The organism is Mesorhizobium sp. WSM4840, from assembly GCF_055811755.1.
The window spans coordinates 1-20,383 of the sequence record NZ_JBVVQD010000060.1; the positions used below are offsets into that span (position 1 = coordinate 1).

Consider the following 20,383-nt stretch of genomic DNA (forward strand, 5'->3'; position numbering starts at 1 on the left):
TCTTAACTCCGAGGATTGCCCGTGCCTCGGCAGGTGTGGCGACGCTGGCGCCCATGCGCTCGATGAGCCCAACCGCGGGCGTTGGAAGCCAAGCGATAAGCGGAGTTGGGAACGCCCGCCTCCGCGAGGAACTGACGTTGAGTGTACTTGTCGCAGCATCGTTCAATCGAAATCAGGGTTCGGTCCCGGTAGATCGAAATGCCGGCAGACCTTGCCAGCTGTCACATACTCCGTCGTGGACGTAATGCCGGCAATGTCAAAGGTTTCACGCAACCGAGAACATTCGTGGATCAGCGCATCAAGATCGTCTGTATCGACGCGGAGAGCATCAATGGTTTCCGCCGCAAGATAATCGTACTGAGCTGGATCAGCCGACAGGGTAATTGGATGAAGACCAAGACGCTGGGCCGCTTGTACGTATAGAGGACCGTTGCTCCTTGCGCTTTCAACCAGGATGAGCGCTCTTCTTGCCATGGCTTTTGACTCCCGCGTTGCGAGTTATGCGGCGGTCCCAGCGTAAATCGGCATCTGCCGTGCCTGACCTCAGACGTTGTAGTGAACATACCACTGCCGACGATTTGCGTTCGCAAACATTCTGTAAATTTATTTGAGAATTAGGTGCAATTTTTCTTATCATCGTGTGCCGATAATGAATCAAGTTACCTGTTCAAGCGGCACCAGCTTGAAAACCGCATAATGCTTTGGATGCGCTACTACTTACCTAGATGTTTGACCCCAGGCTCACTCACATGATGATGCTGAGGCCAAGAGGTGTGTTAGGGCCGGGAAACTCCACCTTCCGGCGGTACCCAGCCCCATGAGAACGCGGGCCCAGTGATGGCTCGTCGCGCAGGCTTCAATGCCGATCGGGCATGCCGGCAAAGACGCAAAGAATGCGACGACATCGTCGCGACGCAACTTTCGGCGCACAACCACCGCGCCCTCCGCGTCCACGCCGTGCACCTGAAAGACGTGCTTGGCGACATCCAGACCGATTGTGCTAACCTTCTCCATAGACGGCTCTCCCTCATGTGACCTTCGACAGCCACACTTTGGCACATTGCGATGCCGGGAGCGGAGGCCGTCCACCACATCAGGTCAACGTCCACAATCGGTGCCGCCGGTTCGGCCTTCGCATTCCGCCAAACACCCCAACTGCTCTTTCCAGGAGGAGGTCCTTCCATTGCCTTGATCTGGTTGGGATGCACATCGAATAGCTGCGACACCTCGATAAGGGTCCGCTCGCCGCCGATTGCAGCAAGCGCAACTTTCGTCTTGAACTCAGGGCTGTGATTACGGCGGGGGGGTTCGTCATGGTCTCTCCTGTTCCCGGCTTCTATGCCGTGTTTTGGCAGAAATTCCAATTATAGCCCCTGTCCAAATTCCCGATCCCGCTCTAGGATCGTGCCTGCTAACGAGATCACCTTGCCCATCGTCCCCACGGGAACGATCCGGATCACGCCCTTTCGGGCGGAATCAACTCCTCCTTCGTTGGTCCGTTATCCCTATTTCATGCCAATACGCGGCCGGGTGCCTTGCCGAAGCGGAATTCAGTTTGAATTCTGTTGCATCACTCCACATGCGATGCAGAATGACAGATATTAGGGCCATTCTCCGGTTTCTCTCAGCTGCGGTGGATCAGGAGCCAGCCCCCCAAAAGCGGCAAATCGTGGCCCGCTGAAGAACGCTAACCTTTCCAACCTTGCGCCAGCGGCAGGATTCACCAAGTTAACTCAAATCTATCTTTGATCAAATCTTTTTAGATAGGCCAAACCGACAACGTTTTCAGAGTTGCATAGCTCAATTGAAAAAGTATAATTTACCTTTGGTACGTATGCTGTGTTGGACTTGATGTCAATCTCGACGTCCTGAAATTCAAGAGTTTCGTTGCATAGTGGGAAACACGCCTTATAGACGGCCTCCTTAAGAACGAACAGGTCTCTCCGCTGGAGCATACGTAAGTCGTATATGCTTTGCTCTCTAGAAGTTGCTACCAACTCAATTAAACCGTCCGGAAGAGGTTCATTGTGTTCAATGTCGATACCCAGCGCTCCGATGATCTTTTTCTCTGCTATAGCGGCGGCGGCTATTGTATCGTGATGGGCCAAAGAGCCAACAATGCCGGCTGGCCAGTTCGGAACACCAGATTGCGTCTTTAAGATAGGCATCGGTGGAAATCCTAGTTTACCTAGGAGTGTTCGGGCGATAATTCTTGCCGCACCGCTTTGGCGACGGACTTTGGGAACAGCTCGTCCCAACGCAGCAACTTCGGAAGCGAACAAAGCTGCCTCATCGACGCGTTCTATCGGACGAATGCCGACGAGGATGTTCTGTTGATCAAACCTTATAATATCCACCTATTGGCAGCCTTTGAGGTTTCCGGATGGGAATCTCACGCAATGTATACCGCTTCTCCTGTTTTCCGTTCCGGAAATGGAATCGGCTGGCTAGATAAGGCAAACAGTTCCCGATGCATGGAGACCGCTGGGAACTAGCTGCAGCGCTCTGTCGCTCTTAGTAGGGGCACGCAGACTTAGTTGTGGGCATATGTCGTGATTCGGATCGCTTCAGCCATCACACTGACAGCTGCGTAAGACGTCAGAACACTAGTTATCCGATCCGCGATTAAGTCTTTCGACCTTTTCGGACGGTCACTTAACGTTCCAGAGGCTAGAATGGTCCCTGTGAAGCTTGATTTGATCACCAGGATCCTTCGGCGATGGCTGGAACTCGCCGGTGGGATTCCGTTCGTCGTCACAGCAGCCCTTCCCGCGATATGTCGATATGTCCACCGCACCGCAATCATCTTCCAATTGGGAATCGAGCAGCCGCATCGTCCTCCCGGATGTGAGGGATAGCATCAGAAGGTATGATCCTCCCGTTCTTTGCGCTGTGGTTATTGCGACGGGTAGTTACGTGTGCATATTCGCTCATATAGGTCGCCGAACGTCGCCGCCTCAATTATCTCATCCAATTGCGGTGACCTCCAGCGATCGCTTTTCTTCAAATGAGCTTGCAGTTCTGCGGCGAGAAGGCTGTCTCCGCCAACATCGAAGAAGTTGTCATCCAATCCTATTTCTTTGGCACCGAGAAGAGTTTTGACTTCATCAAGGAAAAGGCTCCTTGGATCGCCATGCCTCAACGTGGTATCCTTGCTTGTTCTGACTTCTTCGGGCGGAGATTTTTTCTCTTCGTCCGGCTGCTCATCGGGCGTGATTGTCCGGACTTGGTCGACCCATTGCCTCATGCGTAGAGGCAAGGGTCGCGTCGTTACAATAACCTGGCCGTTGTCAACGGTTGCCAGTATGCGCTTGATGACGTCGATCCCCTCGTCGGAACTGAGCGCCAAATCCTTCGCCTGACATGTCTGGTACGCGGCAGTCACTTGCTCATCGTAGGAGGAATGCCAGTCATCCCAGTTGGAACTGATCCACCGGACACCGAGTTTGCCCTGCACCTGGCGTGCAAAGGCGTCCATGAACCTGTTGGCCGCCGCGTGGGCGGCCATCGCCGGTCCGCCGAGGATGGACGCAAGGGACGAGAAAAGGAACACGAACTCCGGTGATTGCGCATGCACCAACTGTATCCGCTGGATCGCACCGTAAAGGTTGCGTGTCCCCACGACTTTGGAGGCGAACTCACTGGCAGAGGTCATGTCCTTCATCTCTGAAAGGAACTTCACATCGGTCAGTCCGGCGGCGTGAAAGATCCCGTCGATCCGCCCGAATTCCCGAACCGTTGTGTCGAGCGCGCCGGACAGGCTGTCGAAATCGGATATGTCGGCCTGACGAAGATTCACCTGACCCTTTGCGCCGTCAAGCGCAGCCAATCGGCGCATCCAGCCATTGTCATCGAGATCCGGAGACTTGCCATCCAAAGTGTCGGGTACCGCACTGCAGGTTATCACGACGACCGTGGCCCCAAGGGTTACGAGATGTTCAGTCAAGGAAAGACCAATCTTTCCGAGAACTCCTGTGATCAGATAGACGCCTTCCGATCGGAGGACCTCCCCTCCTGCGGGAGTTTGTTCGGCGAGGACCAACTCGGGAAAATGCGGGACCCATCGCCGGTTCCCGCGGAGCGCGACGATGGCATCGGGGCCAGGCTCATCACGCTCGATTTCAGCAACGAGCAAATCGATGACCCGCAGGTCGTCGACGTTCAGGTCAACAACCCGACAATCGACCATTGGGTTTTCCTGCGGTAGCACGATGGCGGGACCGAAGACGCACGCTTTTTCGGGATCTACAGGTTCCTCGCCGACCTGAACCATCCTGTCAGCAACGATCCAGAGATCGACCGGAGCCTGGAGCGCCAGCGTAGAAAGTACTCGCGCCAAATCGAGTATGGCGTCGTAGCTTCGCAAAAGATGGGTCTGGACCGTGCCTGAATCTTCGCACGCGTCCGCGGAACCGCTCAGGTGCCAGAGGCAGACAATGCGGTCAGCGAGACGCTCCGAAGCAACTTCGGCATCGAAGAGCGCCTTCAGGCCTTCCCGGTTGGGATCAATGAAGATTGTGGACCCCTTGATTTTCAGGGACGAGTTTGAGGGCTTGGCTCGACGGCAAACACGGACAACTTCGTGGCCTGCACCCTCCAGGTGCCGTGTGATGCTGTTTGCCAGTACGTCTCCCGCGTGCTCCGCCGCCCCAAACGGACGGTCGGCGAGCAGAAGCCAACGTAGCGCCTTTGTACTGCCGCCAGCGGGGACCGCGCGGGGCAGCATTTTCTCTGTCCAAGTCTGCGCATAGGTGAACACTTCCCCCCTGTGCCGTTCTCGCTCGCTAGGCTGCCGCGGAAGCTTCGGGTCCGCAGGCTGATCGTCCGGCCAACAACGGTGACCGTCAAATGAGTACGTTGGAAGGGGAACGCGCCGGCGGGTACTGAACGGTTCCAATTGATCACTGGCCCGTTTCCAATCCACCGCAACACCCGCGGCCCAGAGTGCCCCGAGGCATTCCAGAAGGACATGGCGGTCAGTAGACTCTCCGTCGTTCTCGTCGCGCGCGGCTGGAACAATCGCCGGGATTCTGGTCTTGCCATCCTCCGGATTGATCGCGCTATGTGCGAAACGCGCCAGATTGCGCGAGGGGCCGAGGTCAACCAGTGCAGTCACACCAGCCGCGACCATGGCCTCGAGAGAGCGATCGAATCGGATTATCTCGGTTGCTTGCCTACTCCAATGGCTCTCCGGTAAGGGCGCTTTCGCCCCATGCAGGGATCCTGAATTCAGAGCAATGGCCATATCCGGCAGCCGTTTCTCACGGATGCGGACCTGCGCGTCGATGATATCAGCCGCTGGTTTCATCAGCGGAGAATGGCTAGCGACGCCAGCTGCATTAAGGAGGTGGTTGGGTATCTTTGCTTGTTCGAGCCTCCCCTGAAGACTTTCCACAAGTTCCCGCTTGCCTGTGAACACTACCTCGGCTTTTGAGTTCACGACGCCAACGCAGATCTCGCCAGCTTCAACTCGATCACGCCAAGCGCCCTCCAAGAGGATACGCTCGGCTTGGTTGAGGCCGCATCTGGCCGCAAGCATCGCTCCGTCGATACCAAGATTCACCATCGCTCGGCTACGAACAACCGTCAGCCGAATAGCATCTTCAAGTTTCAGTATGCCCGCTAGGGTGGCCACGACGTATTCGCTCATGCTGTGTCCGACCAGATAATCGGGACGCACACCACACAGTTCCAGCAAACGCGCCAGGGCGTATTGCACTGAGAAAATCATTACACTGATTTCTTCGAAGGAAGCAGTTGCGTATCCGTCGTCTTCTCCAAACATCACCGCCTCCAGGTCACGATCCAGAACCGGGCGACTAGCGGCCGCACAAGTCAGGAAAGCATTGCGGAAGTCCGGCACGTGATCGAACAGATCCTTGAACATTCGCGTGTGCTGCACTCCGCAGCCCGGCAGCATGAACCCAATCGACGATGAGGAAAGGGTTCGATCCGCCGTACGATCCCCCTCTTCTTCTAACTTCGCGATGGCCATATCTAAGTTGCGCGCCACAACGGCTGTTCGATGCTCGAACTGGCATCTCGCCACACGTAACGTGTGAGCGACGTCACCAAGATCTATATCGCGGTTACGCCGCAGGAACGCGGCTAGATTCCGGCAGGCCCGGCTTAGCGCCGATGGGGTCTTTGCAGATAGGCAAAGGGCGTGAGATCCCCGTGCGATCGATCCGGGCCAAGCCCTTGCGTTGTCGCTGTCCCATTCCTGCAGCACGACGTGGCAATTGGTTCCGCCGATACCGAGGCCAGTGACGCCGGCAGTTCGCAAGTGTCCTGGCCGACGGGGCCAGGATCTAAGCTGCTCATTGATGAAGAAGGGCGTGTCTTCCAGACCCAGATCCTCGTTCAGCCGGTTGATTTTGATGGTCGCGGGGATTACTCCGTGCTGAAGGGTGAGCGTTGTCTTGATAAAGCTCGCGACCCCTGAGGCGATGTTGGCATGGCCGATATTCGGTTTAATTGACCCGAGCGCACAGGCGTTGCCCGTTTTCTCTTGCCCCGCGAAAACCTCTGCCAGAGCGCGGACCTCGATCGGGTCGCCAACCTTGGTGCCGGTCCCATGGGTTTCGATATATTCCACATCTTCAGGGCCGAGCGCCGCGGAGGCAAGTGCTTGGCGCACAACTTCGGCCTGGCCTCGCACGCTAGGCGCCGAGAAGGACGATTTGGCGCGGCCATCGTTGTTAATGGCACATCCTTTTACCACCGCGTGGATCGGATCGTCCGCCGCAAGCGCGTCTTCAAGGCGCTTGAGAACGACGACCCCTACGCCATCTCCGAGCACAATGCCACTGGCATCGGCATCAAAGGCTCGGCACACGCCGTCCGAAGAATTAATGAAGTCGTTGACGAACTGATACCCCGCTTGAGGGAAGGTGATACTCGAGCCGCCTGCCAGCGCCATGTCGCAATAGCCGGCCGCGAGCGACTGAGCGGCGACCGCGATCGCCACCAACCCAGTTGAGCATGAGGTTTGCACCGCAATGCTTGGGCCATTGAGGTTCAGCATGTAGGACACGCGCGAAGCAAGGTAGTCCTTCTCGTTGCCGAGCTCCGTCAGGAAAGCGAGCGGCGCGTTGGTGGGATCGATGAGGCCGCCGCCTTTTAAATGGTGCTGTAGATAGAGGGGGGAAGAAGAACCTGCGAACACTCCGGTTCGGCCCTCATGCTGGGTTGGCGCATATCCGGCCGCCTCGAGTGCCTTCCAGCAGCATTCGAGAAATAGGCGATGCTGCGGGTCCATCAATGTTGCCTCGCGCCTCGAAAGATTCCAGAAATCCGGATCGAAAAGTTCCACATCGTTGAGATGGGCGCCCACGCGCACATAATCGGCGCGCTCCAGGACATCCTCCGGAACACCCCGGGCCTTGAGCTCCTGCGCGGAGAGCGGGGCGATCGAACACACCCCTTGGCAGAGGTTTTCCCAGAGCGCATCGATTGTCTCCGCGCCAGGGAAACGCGCGGCCATCCCAATCACCGCAATGTCTATCCCGAGAGTGCGTCGCCCATCGAATGTCTTAACATGCATCCTGTCTGTCGAGACTGGCGGTGATTTGGGGAGGCTCCAGCTTTTGGGGGGCACCTGCTCGTCGCCACGCTTACGAAGAAGAGCCGCGAGTTCTTTAAATGTAGGATTGAGGAAGACCTCCACTACGCGCAGGTCCACCTTCAGACTTTTGCGAAGCTGCGTACATAGGCGCGCAGCCAGGAGGGAGTGCCCACCACAGTCGAAAAAGTTGTCGTCTGGATCGGCAGCCTCAGCCTGGAGCAGGTCGCGCCAACTTGCGAGAAGCGCCGATTCTACCTCGTCAGCACCTCTCACTGGAGCGCACGTCTCTTTCGCGAGATCGCGGAGGCGCGATCGATCAAGTTTCCCGTTGGCTGCAATGGGCAATTCCCTCAGAGCGATGAACTCTGACGGAATCGCGTAGTGCGGCAACTCAGACTTCAAATGCCCCCGCAAAGCCGTCTCCCAACCCTTGCACCCGTTCTGCAAGACTACATAGGCGATCAGTCGATCCGGCTGGCCGGTCGTCGCATCGAGCTCTGGCAATACGACGGCGGAGCAGACCCCGGAGTGCCGCAGCAATGCGGCTTCTACAGACGCTGGGACGACGCTATATCCTCGGATTTTCACCATGAAAGCGCAGCGCCCGATAATCTCCAACTGACCCCCGGGCAGCATGCGGCCAAGATCGCCAGTGCGGACCATCCTGCCATCAGCGCTGAACGGGTCGGGAAAGAACCTTTCCCTTGTCATCTCCGGGCTGTCGAGATATCCATGAGCCAAGACATCCCCGCCGACGAAGACCTCGCCCAAGAAGCCCAGTGGGACGGGATCGCGTTGCTCTCCGAGGATATAGACACTGACATTGTGTTGAGCCGGACCGACCGGCACAACCTTTTGTATTGTCGCAGGATCGATATCGCTCAAGTCAACATATGCGATATCATGTGCCTCCGCTGCGCCATAGTAATTGATGATTTTGACGTGCGGCAGCGCATCCCTCACACCCGCAAGCAACGCTGCTGTTAGTACCTCGCCTGATAGGACGATCAATCGAAGATCTGGAAGGCGGGAGGGGACGTCGAGTAAGCCGCTGCCGAGAAGCACATCCAACAGTGAAGGGGTTAGTAATATTCTCGAAATTCGATTTCGTTCCAAGTAGTCGACTAGTTGAGGCGGATCGTAGATAACGTCGTCAGGGATCAGATAGGCTGGAATCCCGGCGAGGATCGCGCGCATTATCTCCCCGATCAAGAAGAGATTGACCGCGTCGCGTTCATCAGGCGCATATGGCAGCACGCAATAGCGCCACTGGTGAGAGGATACAATGCTTCGGTGAGACAAGACCACCCCTTTTGGTTCACCAGTAGTGCCAGACGAAAATACAATCTGGGCCGGGGCATCGAGGTCCACCGCTTGGGGATTGGCCGGACTGGCCTTGCCGGGTTGTGCTTCCCAACCCTCGTCAAGCGACAGCGCAATACCAGACCAGTCAGGCGGAAGCTTGGCTGCGAAACGGTTGTTCGTGATCACTATTTCAACACTTGCCTTCTCAAGTATTCGCTCCAGCGCAGCCGTGGGCTGCGCCTTGTCAAGCACGACGCAAGCGGCCCCTGTCTTAAGAATACCGAACAACGCGACAGCGTATTCAGGCGAAGTATCCATCAGGATACCGACGCGCGAACCTCGGCTCTGACCACGTCCGAGGAGGTGCCTGGATAGAATCTCGCTCAGGTCATCGAGTTCACGATATGTGATGATCGCGGCCTCTGACACGATGGCAGGATTGTCGGGGGCGAGAGCCGCTTGCTTGCGGAATTGCTCATGCAAAGTTAGATTGGTATAAGGGAGGGTTTCGCCGTGTTGGATGGAAACTGGAAGTTGTCCCTTCACCTCGTCCACTTCGCGCAAGAGGCTAGACACCACCTCCTCCGTCACGGAATAAGGGAAAAAGTGATCACTATCAAACATAATCCGGGCAAAGCGCGACGTCGTAAGTCGCCCCCATTCGTCCAGGCCATTGGCAGTGATCGTTTCGTCCTGAACTCCCCCCATCGCGGTTATTGCCGCGCCGATAGGCGTTGGCAAGCTTCGGTCGTATGTCTCCACAAGTTCGAAGTCAGCCCGCAGCGGCGGCAAAATAAAGTCTTGGAGGAGTACCTCATTTGCCAGCGCTTCCTTTGGGACCATGCCAAGGATACGGATCACATCTGTTAACTTGTCGTCCGTATATCTATACATGGGCGGCTCATCCGCCGGCACATCCGCCGGCTTGTGAGCAGACACGACAACATGGAAGGGAGATGGCCGACCGACCTCCTCCAGTGAGCGGGCGATCTCGTAAGCCACGAGCGCACCTGCGCTATGACCGAAGAAAACAAAAGGCCTATCGCTGTAGGCCTGGAGCGCCTCAATCACCATGGGTACCAGTACGTCCATGCTGCGGATGGCGGCCTCCGCTGTCCGTTTGCGGCGCCCGGGAAGATCCAGGCAAATAAGCTCAACGTCGTCGGGGAGATAGTCAGACCAAGTACGGAACGACTGTACGCCGCCCCCTCCGTGAGGGAAACAAATTATCCGATACGACGGATCAAGTGAAATCTTTATGACCTTGAGCAGTGCTTTGGCTTTACCAGAAGATTGTTCCATTTCTCAATCCACTTCAAATCTCTAACTTTGACTTGTTTCCATATGAACTTCATGTATTTACAGCCATTTTAACAATGAAGTTTTCCATGCATCCGAGTTGGTAGGGCATATCTGATAGTCGCTCAGTGGACGTCCTGTGGCGTGAACATATGTGCACCCCTCGGGTTGATCCGTCCGATCGGATCAGGGACGATTTCTTGACTGGCTGCTGCCGTCCTGCATCGAAACGCTCCAATAAAGCCAACGTTTCCCAGGAGAGAAAAGAACCCTGGCCGAGATGGATCAGTCCATATTCTCGACGCCGAATGTACCAGCGACACGCAGCAAATAACAGTTGATTGTTGTTAACTTTTTGTTTTTCATATGGCGATGTTCGCGAATGTACGTTGTCAAGCCTGTACAATGCTTTTACGCAGACTTAATACTATTTAAAATTACACCGCTTTTAGAAATTTCAGTAGAAGTCGACCGCGAGCAATTTCATGCTTGCTCCAGATCAGCTTACGCCTTGGACGAGTGTGGCTACACGTAAGAGTGCCTCAAGTCCTTCTTAAATAGCTCCGCAAGAGATCATCGACCAGTTGGACATAAATGGCGGTGGGCACTGTCAATTTGTCGCACTGTGCAGAATGCGGGCTGGGAAGAGGTTGGCTTCAGGTCCGAGCGCGGCAGTGGAGATGGCTGGTCGGTCTTCGGTGGCGCCGGCATCTTGGCGTTCTTCTTGCGGCCCTCTGCCTTGCGCTGCTCCTCCGCCTTTTCCCGGCGGCGCTCTTCTTCGACGGCAGCCTTGGCTTGCGCTTCCAGCTCCGCGCCTTCTGCTTCTCGACGACCCTATGCTGGCAGTGCTGTTGCCGCGCTACTTGCCGTACAGCTTGTCCTCCCCCTATCGGCCGCCTCCGCGGCTTTGAGCCAGCGTTCGATCTCGGTGTCGAGCTCCGTTTCCCGCTTTTTCATGCGCATGTGCTCGTAACTCATCGCTTTGTGCTTGGACGCTGGCCTTGATCTTGGTGCGATCGAGCGCTACGTGCCCGAGCTTCACCAATCCCGCCTTGTCGGCAAGCTGCCAGACCTGCTCGAACAGCGCAACTAGCGGCTTCAGATGCCGTTTGCGGATCTCCCAGATGGTGCGGACGTCCGGCGCATCGGCCCGCCACGTTCATCATTCCGCGGCTCAGAAGCCGCCCTGGCGATCCGCCGCGACGGGTAGATGCCGCTCGCGTAGCCATGCATAGCAGCGCCGTCATCATGCGCTGACCGAACGGCGGCTCCTGTAGCTGCCGACAATCCCGGGAAGATCAAGTTGTTCCCGCACCAGCGCCACTATCAGCCGAGACAGGTGATCCCTTGGCCGTAATCCTGCACGCTCGGCGACAGAACCTATGCCTCATCGGCGCGTGACTAGGATCTAAACTCCCACTTATATTATTTAACCGCGACAACCAAGAGGCGCGGGCTATCGGCGTGAACTCCCTCCGCCCATATGCTGTAACAGTCTCAAAGCTCGCGCTTCGCAATATGCGCAAATATTCAATATCTTATGGAAAGACGCGTCCGCCTAACACCATGACGGACGACGATCCTTTCGATGTTTTCACGATCGGTTAATGCATCATAACTTATTACGTAGATTCTGAGATCATCGTTACGCTGTACAACACGGCAGGTCGGCGACTCGTCGTGTAAGAATGTGAAGCGATTGTCCTGATCGATCAGGAGGCGCCCGCCCTTTCGAAGTGAAGAAGCGGCTCATGAAGAACTCTCTCATTATCCGCTTCATTGAAATAGCCAAAGGTCGTGAACCATAGAAATGCCCCATCAAACCGATCTCGCCAGGGAAGTGAGCGCATATCGCCAAGAACATCTCAACATCTACACGACGTTCAGCCGCATCGACTTCGGCCTTTTTAGTAAGATTGGCGAGATATCCAGTCCAGTTACCCGCGCTCCTTTTTCCGACAATCGGTTTGTACTCCGCCCATAGCCGCATACGAGTTTAAAAACTTGATCTTCCCTGTTCAAGTGAAAGAAGCTCTCAAATCGCGTCTACTGCCCGGTCACTTCCCTCCAGCGGATGAACCATATCGCTAAAATACGGGCAATCTTTCAAGCTCAGGAAGGGTAATACTGCTTTCACAGTTCATGGTTCGTCTCCATTTCATAAACCAGTGCATCGGATTTTTGCGCAGGGCTGAGCGTTTTGAAAGGAGAGATTTGTGAATTTTTTTTTCCATTATTTACGCTTTTCGTAAGCGTCATTGCAAAATCTGACGTGAAGCCGGCCGGGCCGGCTTGATCATGCGTTCGGACAGTGCCGCAAAAGGCGCTTGTCTGCCTTGCGGCGCTATATCTCCATGGTGGAAATGGAACGGTCATCGTGCCGTGCGACGTCACCACGTCAATGGGCACCCGCTCCGGGCGATCCCTGTACTGCTTGCACGTCTCGGGCTGCGCGCCCGGCGACATTGCGGGTACGCGCCTTAACGATATCGACTGGTTCTTGTGTATACGTGGCAAAGGAAACCAAGGTCCGGCGTCGCCCGCCTGAAGGAAGGCTTCGGGATGAGCGAACGGCGGGCGAAAGCCATCGGCTGTCGCCGTAAACTGTTCGCTACGACCAGACGACCGTAAGGTTCGCGAGCGGATGAAGGCGATCGCGCAGGAGCATCGCCGGTTCGGCTACCGGCGTCTTCTCGTGATGCTGAGGCGGGAGGGCCTGGTCGTGAACCATAAGAAGCTGTTCCGGCTCTATGGGAGGAGAAGCTCGCCGTTCGCCGCCGTGGCGGCCGCAAGCGGGCGATCGGGACCAGGGCGAGCGCGCAGCCGCCCATGCCGCCTCGACCAGCATCCAATTGTCCTGTCGCGGATCAGCAGCTGAGTGCCGAAGCCTTCCTCCAACTGACGCACATGCAGGCTTAGAGCGCTCTGAGCAATATTGAGGAACGCAGCGGCCTTCGTGAAGCTGCCTGCTTCGACTACGCCGACGAAGTATTTTAACTGCCTAATTTCCATGACTTGAAGAGCCCAACTGAGGCACTTTCCCCAACTTCCCCCTATCTATCTCGAAAAGTGATGGCGAGAAAGCAATAATTGTGCCGCGCTGCAGCAATCGCCGAGGCAATCCACGGCCAAGGCAAGTGGAGACCTTCGTGTCGTGTCGTCCGAGTCTGGGCTAAACCAGCCGTTCAAACGCCCAACTCGGCTTTCGGACCCATGGCGATGATTTCACGGGCCCTCCGGACAACCGGGGCATCTACCATCTTTCCGTCCAAGGCAAAAGCACCTCTACCCTCTACCGCAGCATCCCTTTCGGCCGCGAGCACGCGCCGGGCCCACTCGAACTCCTCTGCGCTAGGCGAGAAGGCTTCATTCAGGATGGCAACTTGTGTCGGATGAATTGCCAACGCTCCGACGAAACCGAGCCGCCTTGCCTGTATGACGACATCGCGGAACTTCTGCGCGTCCGAGAACTCCCCGATACTTCCAACGAATCCCAGAGGCAGCAGACCTCTCGCGCGGGCAGCGAACAAGACCGAAAGGTTCGGTCCTAGAAGAAGCTCCGGACCTGGTGTCCCGCCAACGGCCGCGCTGAAATCTTCCGGGCCAAGCGCCATCGCGGCCATCCGTGGATGGGCCGAAGCTATTGCCGCGAGTCTCGTCAATGCCCCCGGAGTTTCGATCTGGGCAACGAACCGAACGCTTCCCGCGTCGAGATTCCTTTCGTGCTCAAGTTCCGTTACGGCATCAGCGACTTCCATCACCCACTCGGCAGACTCTACCTTGGGAAGGACAAGCGCTTTGACGCCTGCGACGACCGCTGCTTCAAGGTCGGCAGCCAGCGCGCGCAGGCCACGGTTCACGCGGACCAAAACCGACGCACCGTTGCGACCCACTTTTGTCACGGATTCAGGAAGTTGAAGCCTTGCCTGGTCCTTCCGGTCTTGCGGGACCGAGTCCTCGAGGTCGAGTATGATGCCATCTGCACCGCGGTCATACGCTGTCTCCACGAACCGGGAGACGTGGGCGGGAACAAAGAGCAGGGATCTCCATCGAGGAATGGAGGCTGCGCTGTGGACGACTGGAACGATGTCGCTGCTCACAAGGACGCTCCTTCTGTCCATTTGCGTGGGTGCTTTGGCAGTGAAGTGACCTTCCTTAGGGGCCAATTGGACCGGCCAGGCCAACAGTAACGATGGTTTCGTAAATTGTGAGCGCGTCACCGAAAAGGGACGACGGAGTCTTCACGCGGACGCAGCCCTTAGGCGTAAGCGCGCTCGGACCTCCTCGCGGACAGCCTCCGTATGTGCGCCAAGTGCCGGGACAGGGCGTAACGAGGGTCTCTCGGAGTTGAAAATCGCCGCAGGCGCTATAGCCTCGACAATCCCTTCAGGTGTGCGGACCTGCACTCTGCGAACATGCGGATGCTGTGAAACAGCCGAAATCTCATTCAAACGACCGTATGCCAGACCAGTCGCCTCAAGCTCCTGCATCGCTTCCTCGCTGGATAGTTCAGAAAAACGCCGTTCGACAATCTCATTGAGGCGAGCACGGCTACCGAGCCGCTCCATATTATCGGCAAACCCGGGCTCGCGCGTGAGCTCGGGCTGCTTGAGGAATTTGTCGCAGAAGTTCACCCATTCCCGGTCATTCTGAACGGAGAAGATGACGTCCTTGCCATCGGCGCAACGGTAGGCACCGTAGGGTGCCAGCGACGGGTGGTTCACGCCGGCGCGCACCGTCTCGTAGCTGCTATGGTCATGCTGCAGAACAGGTACGTTCATCCAGTCGGCCACAGCATCGAATAGCGAAACTTGTATGCGGGCGCCCTCACCTGTCCGCTCCCGATGGAACAGCGCCTGAAGAATGGCACTATGGGCCGTCATGCCTGCCGAAATGTCGCAAACCGATACTCCCACCCGCGCCGGCCCGTGTTGCGTTCCCGTGATCGCACACAAACCTGTCTCGGCTTGTACGATAAGATCGTAAGCCTTCAGATGGGAAAACGGCCCCCCCTCCCCGAACCCGGAGATATCGCAGGTGATCAGCTGCGGAAAGCGTCGACGGAGATCAGCAGACCCGAAACCCAGTTTTTCGATGCTGCCCGGCTTCAGGTTTTGGATGAAGACGTCAGCAGCGGCGATGAGCGATTGCAGAATGTCACGGTCCGCCTCCGACCTGAGGTCTAGGCAAACTGACTCCTTACCCCGATTAAGCCAGACGAAGTAGGCGCTTTGCCCCTGCACCAACTTGTCATAGTTTCGGGCAAAGTCCCCTTCGGGCCGCTCGACCTTGATCACCCGGGCGCCTGCGTCCGCAAGGCGCGACGACGCGTAGGGCGCGGCAACCGCCTGTTCCACGGCAACGACAGTGATCCCCTCAAGGCAATTCTGCATGGCGATACACCGCGCTTTCACCCAACGTTTTCCGTTTTAGCCCGACGACGGTTCAGCATTGCAAGCAACCGGTTCTGTTCATTCCCAACAATTGAGAATGCCTCGTCGACACCCATTCCGGGCTTTGCAAGCATCATGTCGGCCTGCGTCGCCACCGATACGTGGACCGAAGCCCGGGCGGAGAGATCCGTCTCGGTGCAACTTCCTCCGACATAAGCTCCCACCTTGTTCGCCTTGCAGAGGAGGACGGCACGTGCTGTGTCGGCAATTGAGCCGACATCGGGGGTCTTGATTTGGACGAGATGCGTCGCTTTCGCTTTGGCAAAGAGCCTGATATCCTCAAGCGTATTGCATCTCTCATCCACGACGATGCGTGCGCTGGAAGCTCTTTCATCCAAAATCGATACGATCTGGGCGTAGTTGTCGATCTGAGCTTCTGTGGAGCCAAAATCCGCAGGGGACTCGACGTTGAGCGTGAAACCCGGAACGGTATCCGCGACCTTGCAGATGAAGTCAGCGATCCGTTGCGGCTCCAGGCCGATTTCCTGGCCGATCCAGCCGTACACATCGAAATGCAGCACCGGATGATACCCCGGGCGGCCGATTTGGCGCGTGCGCGTTGCAACCCACCTCACGAACTCCATAAAGGCCTCGCCGCCGACGCCGAATTTCTGCCGCGAGTTGATCAGGCCGTGGGGAAGAACATCCACTGACTTCAGGATCATTTTGTCCACGTTGATTTCGCGAGCATCGCCGCTCTGGCAGTAAATCGGGACTCTGCGCGTCGGCAGCGGTAAGTCAAATTCAGCGCATACGACCTCTGCCATGGTGGCTCGCTGGAGGTGGGCCGCGGCTCGAAGCAGCGTCTGGCTGACTCCGTACTCAAGCGCAAGAGGCAGCCGCTCTTGTTCGAATGGCTTCAAAACCTTTCGGCAGGCTTCAAGGTAGCGAGACGCATCAACCTCGAGAAGTCGAGGTACTATGATTCGCGCCGTCAGATCCGAGATTTGTTTGATGTTAAACAGTGGATCGCGTCCACCGGCTCCAGAATATTGAACACTCATCATGTCACCCCAGACGACGGTGTCGTCGACAAGGACAAGCCCAATGCTGAGCGAAGACGCCGGAACGCGCATAGAGGTGAAACCGGGCGTTAGTGGTTCGCCGAGATAGATGAAGCCGTCCTGCGAGGCTCCCGCCCTTATAGCAGCCTGGTCGTCATAGAAAAATCCACCGCTGCCGGGTGCGAGGAGGACGTCTTTTATCTGCAATTGCTTCGCTCGATTTTTGCGGGACTATTTTGAAGGAAGGTGGGGTAAGAACCCTGTCCACCAGTATGTGCTATTTGGCATCGTGGTCGCCAATATAATGTCCCGGATGGTGCTATCGCATTTTCAGATGGCCGGCAAACCCAAGGGAATCTGTGGCCTGACGCTGTTGAGTACCGTCCGCCCGGTGGGGTCAAAGCGACTTCCTGCCATCGCTCGGCCCTTCAGCTTTTCGGCGAGCTCCATCAAATGCGTAATCGACCTCGCGCAGCCATATAGTCCGCCATATCGAAGTTCGACGCGTGGGCCAGTTTTTCAAGTATGCGTTTTGCGTCTTCGATCAAGCGTCTGACATTTCATTCACCGGCAGTTTCTCATTTGCCGCAGGAGCTGCCAGAGCGAAAGCACCAATGCACGCCTCGTCCGGCCGCATTAGTTTTTGACGAACAGTTGCAGGGGACGTTGGCCAAGCACTCCATTCCGGTCTCGGTAATGAGAACATTTCGGTCATCACGAAGCTCCAGCCCTCCATCCAAAGACCCGTCGTAAAATGGAATGTCATCCCGCGCTAGTCTAAATTAGTTTCCGTTCATAAACGTGCCTATTTCAGTGCGTTTACAACGAGTTGCGCGCTGGCTGACAGCGGCTTGAAGGCGCGGAGGGCCGAAGAGTGCTGTTTGTCGCCAAAATAGTGTCGCCGGCGCGTTCGGTGGCGGCCGCATGGGTCAGCTCGGGGCAAACCTGCGATCCCGGGGGCAGTTCAGGTCGGCTTGAGGCGGGTGAAGATGACGAGGTTGTAGGCCACGACCGAGGACAAGACGTAGGTCGTGAAGTGATCGAGGCCGCGCCAAGTGCAACGCACCAAACCGTAAGCGCGCTTGAGGCATGAAATGCCGGTCTTGATGCCGGCGCGGAAGTTGCGCAGCGTGCGATCGACCCACTTGCTTCGACCATGTCCTCGATTTTCAGACGCCCATACTTTCGCCGTGGCCAGGTTCGCGCGAGTGGCGAAGCCACCGTTGGCGGCCGCCTGCCGTGGTACCTGACCATAGAGGGCGAAGTGGCGCAAAAACATCGGCAGCAAGCGGTCGCTGTCGGCTGAGTTGCCTGCTTCGATCATCAGATCGAGGATCATGCCGCTCCTGTCGTGTGAGGTTGAGCTTGTGGCCGTTTTCGGTATCGCGGCTGCCTTTGACGATGATATCAGCATGCTCTTCGAACAGGCTGACCAACTTCTCGCCGGCGGCCACCGGCTCGGCGGCCAACACCCGCCGCTCGCTCTGTCTGATGATCCGTTCGACCAGCGGCCGATAATGGCGAACCTGGATGTGCCACAGGGCTCCAGATAGGCCAAGGTCGCACGGGTGATTGCGATCAGCTCGCGGTAGAGTTGGACCCGGTCGGGTCGACCGCGCGTGAACTGGATTTTGCGAGCCCGCTTCTTGGCTGCGTGGCAGTGACCGCGCGATGCCATGCTGGTGCCGCCAATCAAGACATCAGCTCGCTTCAGAGGGCGCGTGCGGACCCGCACCTTGTGCTTGAGCTGAGAGAACCGCGCCCCCCAGTCCAGCGACATCGCCGCTACGAACCGTATGCTTCGACATCTTTTCTCCGCGGCCCGGCGACAGAGATGTAATCAGCCACGTCGATCGCCTAAGTTCCAACGAGACGAAAATCGCGGCAAGATCGGTGCGGATAGCGGTCGGCGCTTGGGGTCAGTCAGTGATAATTTGCATGGTCGCCTCTAGAGTGGCTGTGTCAGCGACCTCACTCTGCCAGAGCGTCGGTCGCTATCCACTCCCATGGGATCTCGTCTCGTCGGCACATGGGCCGGCGGATCGACATAGAGGCCAACGATGTCGCACAGCTTGTCGACGAACTGCGGATCGTTGGAGAGCTTGAACTGCGCCACCGGTTGTGGTTGCAGCCAATGCGTCTTCCAGATGCAACGCACGGCGCTGGCGCTGGTGCCGGCGGCCTGCGCCATTATATCGGCGGTCCATTGGGTCGTTTCGCCCGGCGGTCCTGCAACGTCAGCGCCACCACGCGTACCGCCACTTCTGGACCGAGAGGGGCGAAGGCCGCGTCTTGTCGCGCAGCAGCCCCTCGAAGCCTGCCGCGGCGAAAGGCTCCTGCCAGCACCTGACGTAGGTCTTGGACTTGCCGGTCGATGCATGACGAAACGGGGTAGCGATGCTCCTGTGCGCATGCGTTATACTCGCACGCGCGTCGCACAGAGGGATCTAAGCCGGACCCCTATGTCAGGCGAGAACTACTAAGGCCTGTTTACAATCAGGATTGAACGAAGCCGCTGACGCGGCATTTGGTGCACCGGTTTGCGGATGACGCTTCTGTTTTGAAGGATTGCTGCTGTTGAAGCGCAACCTTGAGAACAGGAGCAATGAGATGGCCGAGTTGAGCCCGCTTCGCCGGCGCATGATCGAGGACATGACGATCCGCAATCTGTCGCCGGCCACGCAACGATCCTACGTGCACGCGGTAGCGAAGTTCTCCCGCTACTGTGGCCGATCCCCGGACCGGCTTGACCTGGAGGATGTTCGCGCCTTCCAGGTGCATCTGGTCTCGACCGGAATCTCGTGGCCGGCGCTGAACCAGACGGTGTGCGCACTGCGGTTCTTTTACGGCGTGACGTTGGGTCATGCCGAGATCCCCGAGCGGATCGCCTATGCCCGCGCTCCACGCACGCTGCCGGTGGTTCTCAGCGCCGACGAGGTTGTCCGCTTTCTCGAGGCGGTGCCGAGCCTGAAGACGCGCACCGCCTTGACGACGGCCTATGCCGCCGGCCTTCGCGCTTCGGAGACCGTCGGGCTGAAGGTCAGCGACATCGATAGCGAACGCGGCGTCATCCGGGTCGAGCACGGCAAGGGCGGCAAGGACCGCACCGTGATGTTGTCGGCGCAGCTTCTGCGCATCCTGCGCGTCTACTGGCGGCTGGCGAAGCCACAGGGCTGGCTGTTTCCGGGCCGGGATGCAAATCGCCCCATCGACGTGCAGGTGCTGTATTCGGCCTGCCGCTCGGCGCGTGCGGCCGCCGGCATCGACAAGCGTGTGACGGTCCACACGCTCAGGCACAGCTTCGCCACGCATTTGCTGGAGAACGGCACCGACATTCGCATTATCCAGGTGCTGCTCGGCCACAACAATCTGTCCTCGACGGCGCGCTATACCAAGGTCTCGAACGGCCTCATCCGGCGCACGACAAGCCCGCTCGACCGGCTGAACATCGAAGTCGTGCCGCCGGGCTGATCGGTTCCGCCCATGTCGGCGAGACTGGAGGTGGCGGATATCTTCCGCCGCCATGGCGAGGCGTATCGGCAGGCTCATGACGGTCATCTCGGACGCGTCGAGCGCCGTACGATGAGCGCCATCGAGTTGTGCCGGACCGCCGAACTGGGCGGCCATGTCGAGGGCTGCCGGTCCTGCGGGGCGATCCGCGTGGCCTACAATTCCTGTCTTATGGGCAGATCCAGTAATGGGGAGCTGGCGGCGACTTGATCGCGCTCTTGTGTCCGCCGCCGCCAACCCGGCTC

General features: G+C 57.5%; 8 protein-coding genes and 8 pseudogenes. 3 read left to right on the forward strand and 13 right to left on the reverse strand.

The features are described 5' to 3' along the window. Positions 1-77 precede the first annotated feature (77 nt). The 7 genes and pseudogenes from AC0L3I_RS35620 to AC0L3I_RS35650 form a co-directional block, all read right to left on the reverse strand. Positions 78-474, reverse strand: a pseudogene (locus AC0L3I_RS35620) (ATP-grasp domain-containing protein); the annotation flags it as partial. Between the two features lie 333 nt (positions 475-807). Further along, positions 808-1,014: pseudogene (locus tag AC0L3I_RS35625) on the reverse strand (IS110 family transposase); the annotation flags it as partial. A 127-nt stretch (positions 1,015-1,141) separates the two neighbouring features. After that, positions 1,142-1,340: pseudogene (locus AC0L3I_RS35630) on the reverse strand (transposase); the annotation flags it as partial. A 399-nt stretch (positions 1,341-1,739) separates the two neighbouring features. Beyond that, on the reverse strand, positions 1,740-2,357 hold the full coding sequence (locus tag AC0L3I_RS35635; protein ID WP_473530067.1) for a 4'-phosphopantetheinyl transferase family protein: 618 nt from the start codon (positions 2,355-2,357) through the stop codon (positions 1,740-1,742). 539 nt (positions 2,358-2,896) lie between these two features. Then, entirely contained in the window at positions 2,897-10,174 is a 7,278-nt protein-coding gene (locus tag AC0L3I_RS35640; RefSeq protein WP_473530068.1) for an SDR family NAD(P)-dependent oxidoreductase, read from the reverse strand. A 1,869-nt stretch (positions 10,175-12,043) separates the two neighbouring features. Next, complete coding sequence (locus AC0L3I_RS35645) at positions 12,044-12,193, reverse strand: methyltransferase domain-containing protein (RefSeq protein WP_473530069.1); 150 nt, start codon at positions 12,191-12,193, stop codon at positions 12,044-12,046. A gap of 111 nt (positions 12,194-12,304) precedes the next feature. Continuing rightward, positions 12,305-12,637: a hypothetical protein gene (locus AC0L3I_RS35650; protein ID WP_473530070.1), complete on the reverse strand. Its 333-nt coding sequence runs from the start codon at positions 12,635-12,637 to the stop codon at positions 12,305-12,307. A gap of 142 nt (positions 12,638-12,779) precedes the next feature. Between AC0L3I_RS35650 and AC0L3I_RS35655 the strand changes: the two are divergent. Then, positions 12,780-13,009, forward strand: a pseudogene (locus AC0L3I_RS35655) (IS3 family transposase); the annotation flags it as partial. Positions 13,010-13,024: 15 nt separating this feature from the next. On the opposite strand, the pseudogene AC0L3I_RS35660 reads toward AC0L3I_RS35655, so the two are convergent. The 6 genes and pseudogenes from AC0L3I_RS35660 to AC0L3I_RS35685 form a co-directional block, all read right to left on the reverse strand. Then, positions 13,025-13,183, reverse strand: a pseudogene (locus AC0L3I_RS35660) (LysR family transcriptional regulator); the annotation flags it as partial. A 173-nt stretch (positions 13,184-13,356) separates the two neighbouring features. Next, complete coding sequence (locus tag AC0L3I_RS35665) at positions 13,357-14,271, reverse strand: HpcH/HpaI aldolase/citrate lyase family protein (protein WP_473530071.1); 915 nt, start codon at positions 14,269-14,271, stop codon at positions 13,357-13,359. Positions 14,272-14,412: 141 nt separating this feature from the next. Beyond that, positions 14,413-15,564: a CaiB/BaiF CoA transferase family protein gene (locus AC0L3I_RS35670; RefSeq protein ID WP_473530072.1), complete on the reverse strand. Its 1,152-nt coding sequence runs from the start codon at positions 15,562-15,564 to the stop codon at positions 14,413-14,415. Positions 15,565-15,581: 17 nt separating this feature from the next. Then, a complete protein-coding gene (locus AC0L3I_RS35675; protein WP_473530073.1) occupies positions 15,582-16,835 on the reverse strand; it encodes a methylaspartate ammonia-lyase in 1,254 nt (417 codons plus the stop codon). A gap of 757 nt (positions 16,836-17,592) precedes the next feature. After that, positions 17,593-18,529, reverse strand: a pseudogene (locus AC0L3I_RS35680) (transposase). A gap of 128 nt (positions 18,530-18,657) precedes the next feature. Continuing rightward, positions 18,658-19,000, reverse strand: a pseudogene (locus AC0L3I_RS35685) (transposase); the annotation flags it as partial. A gap of 238 nt (positions 19,001-19,238) precedes the next feature. On the opposite strand from AC0L3I_RS35685, the gene AC0L3I_RS35690 reads away from it, so the two are divergent. Together AC0L3I_RS35690 and AC0L3I_RS35695 are read left to right on the forward strand one after the other, a co-directional pair. Further along, on the forward strand, positions 19,239-20,099 hold the full coding sequence (locus AC0L3I_RS35690) for a tyrosine-type recombinase/integrase (protein ID WP_473530074.1): 861 nt from the start codon (positions 19,239-19,241) through the stop codon (positions 20,097-20,099). A gap of 12 nt (positions 20,100-20,111) precedes the next feature. Next, a pseudogene (locus tag AC0L3I_RS35695) lies at positions 20,112-20,306 on the forward strand (transposase zinc-binding domain-containing protein); the annotation flags it as partial. Positions 20,307-20,383: the final 77 nt, after the last annotated feature.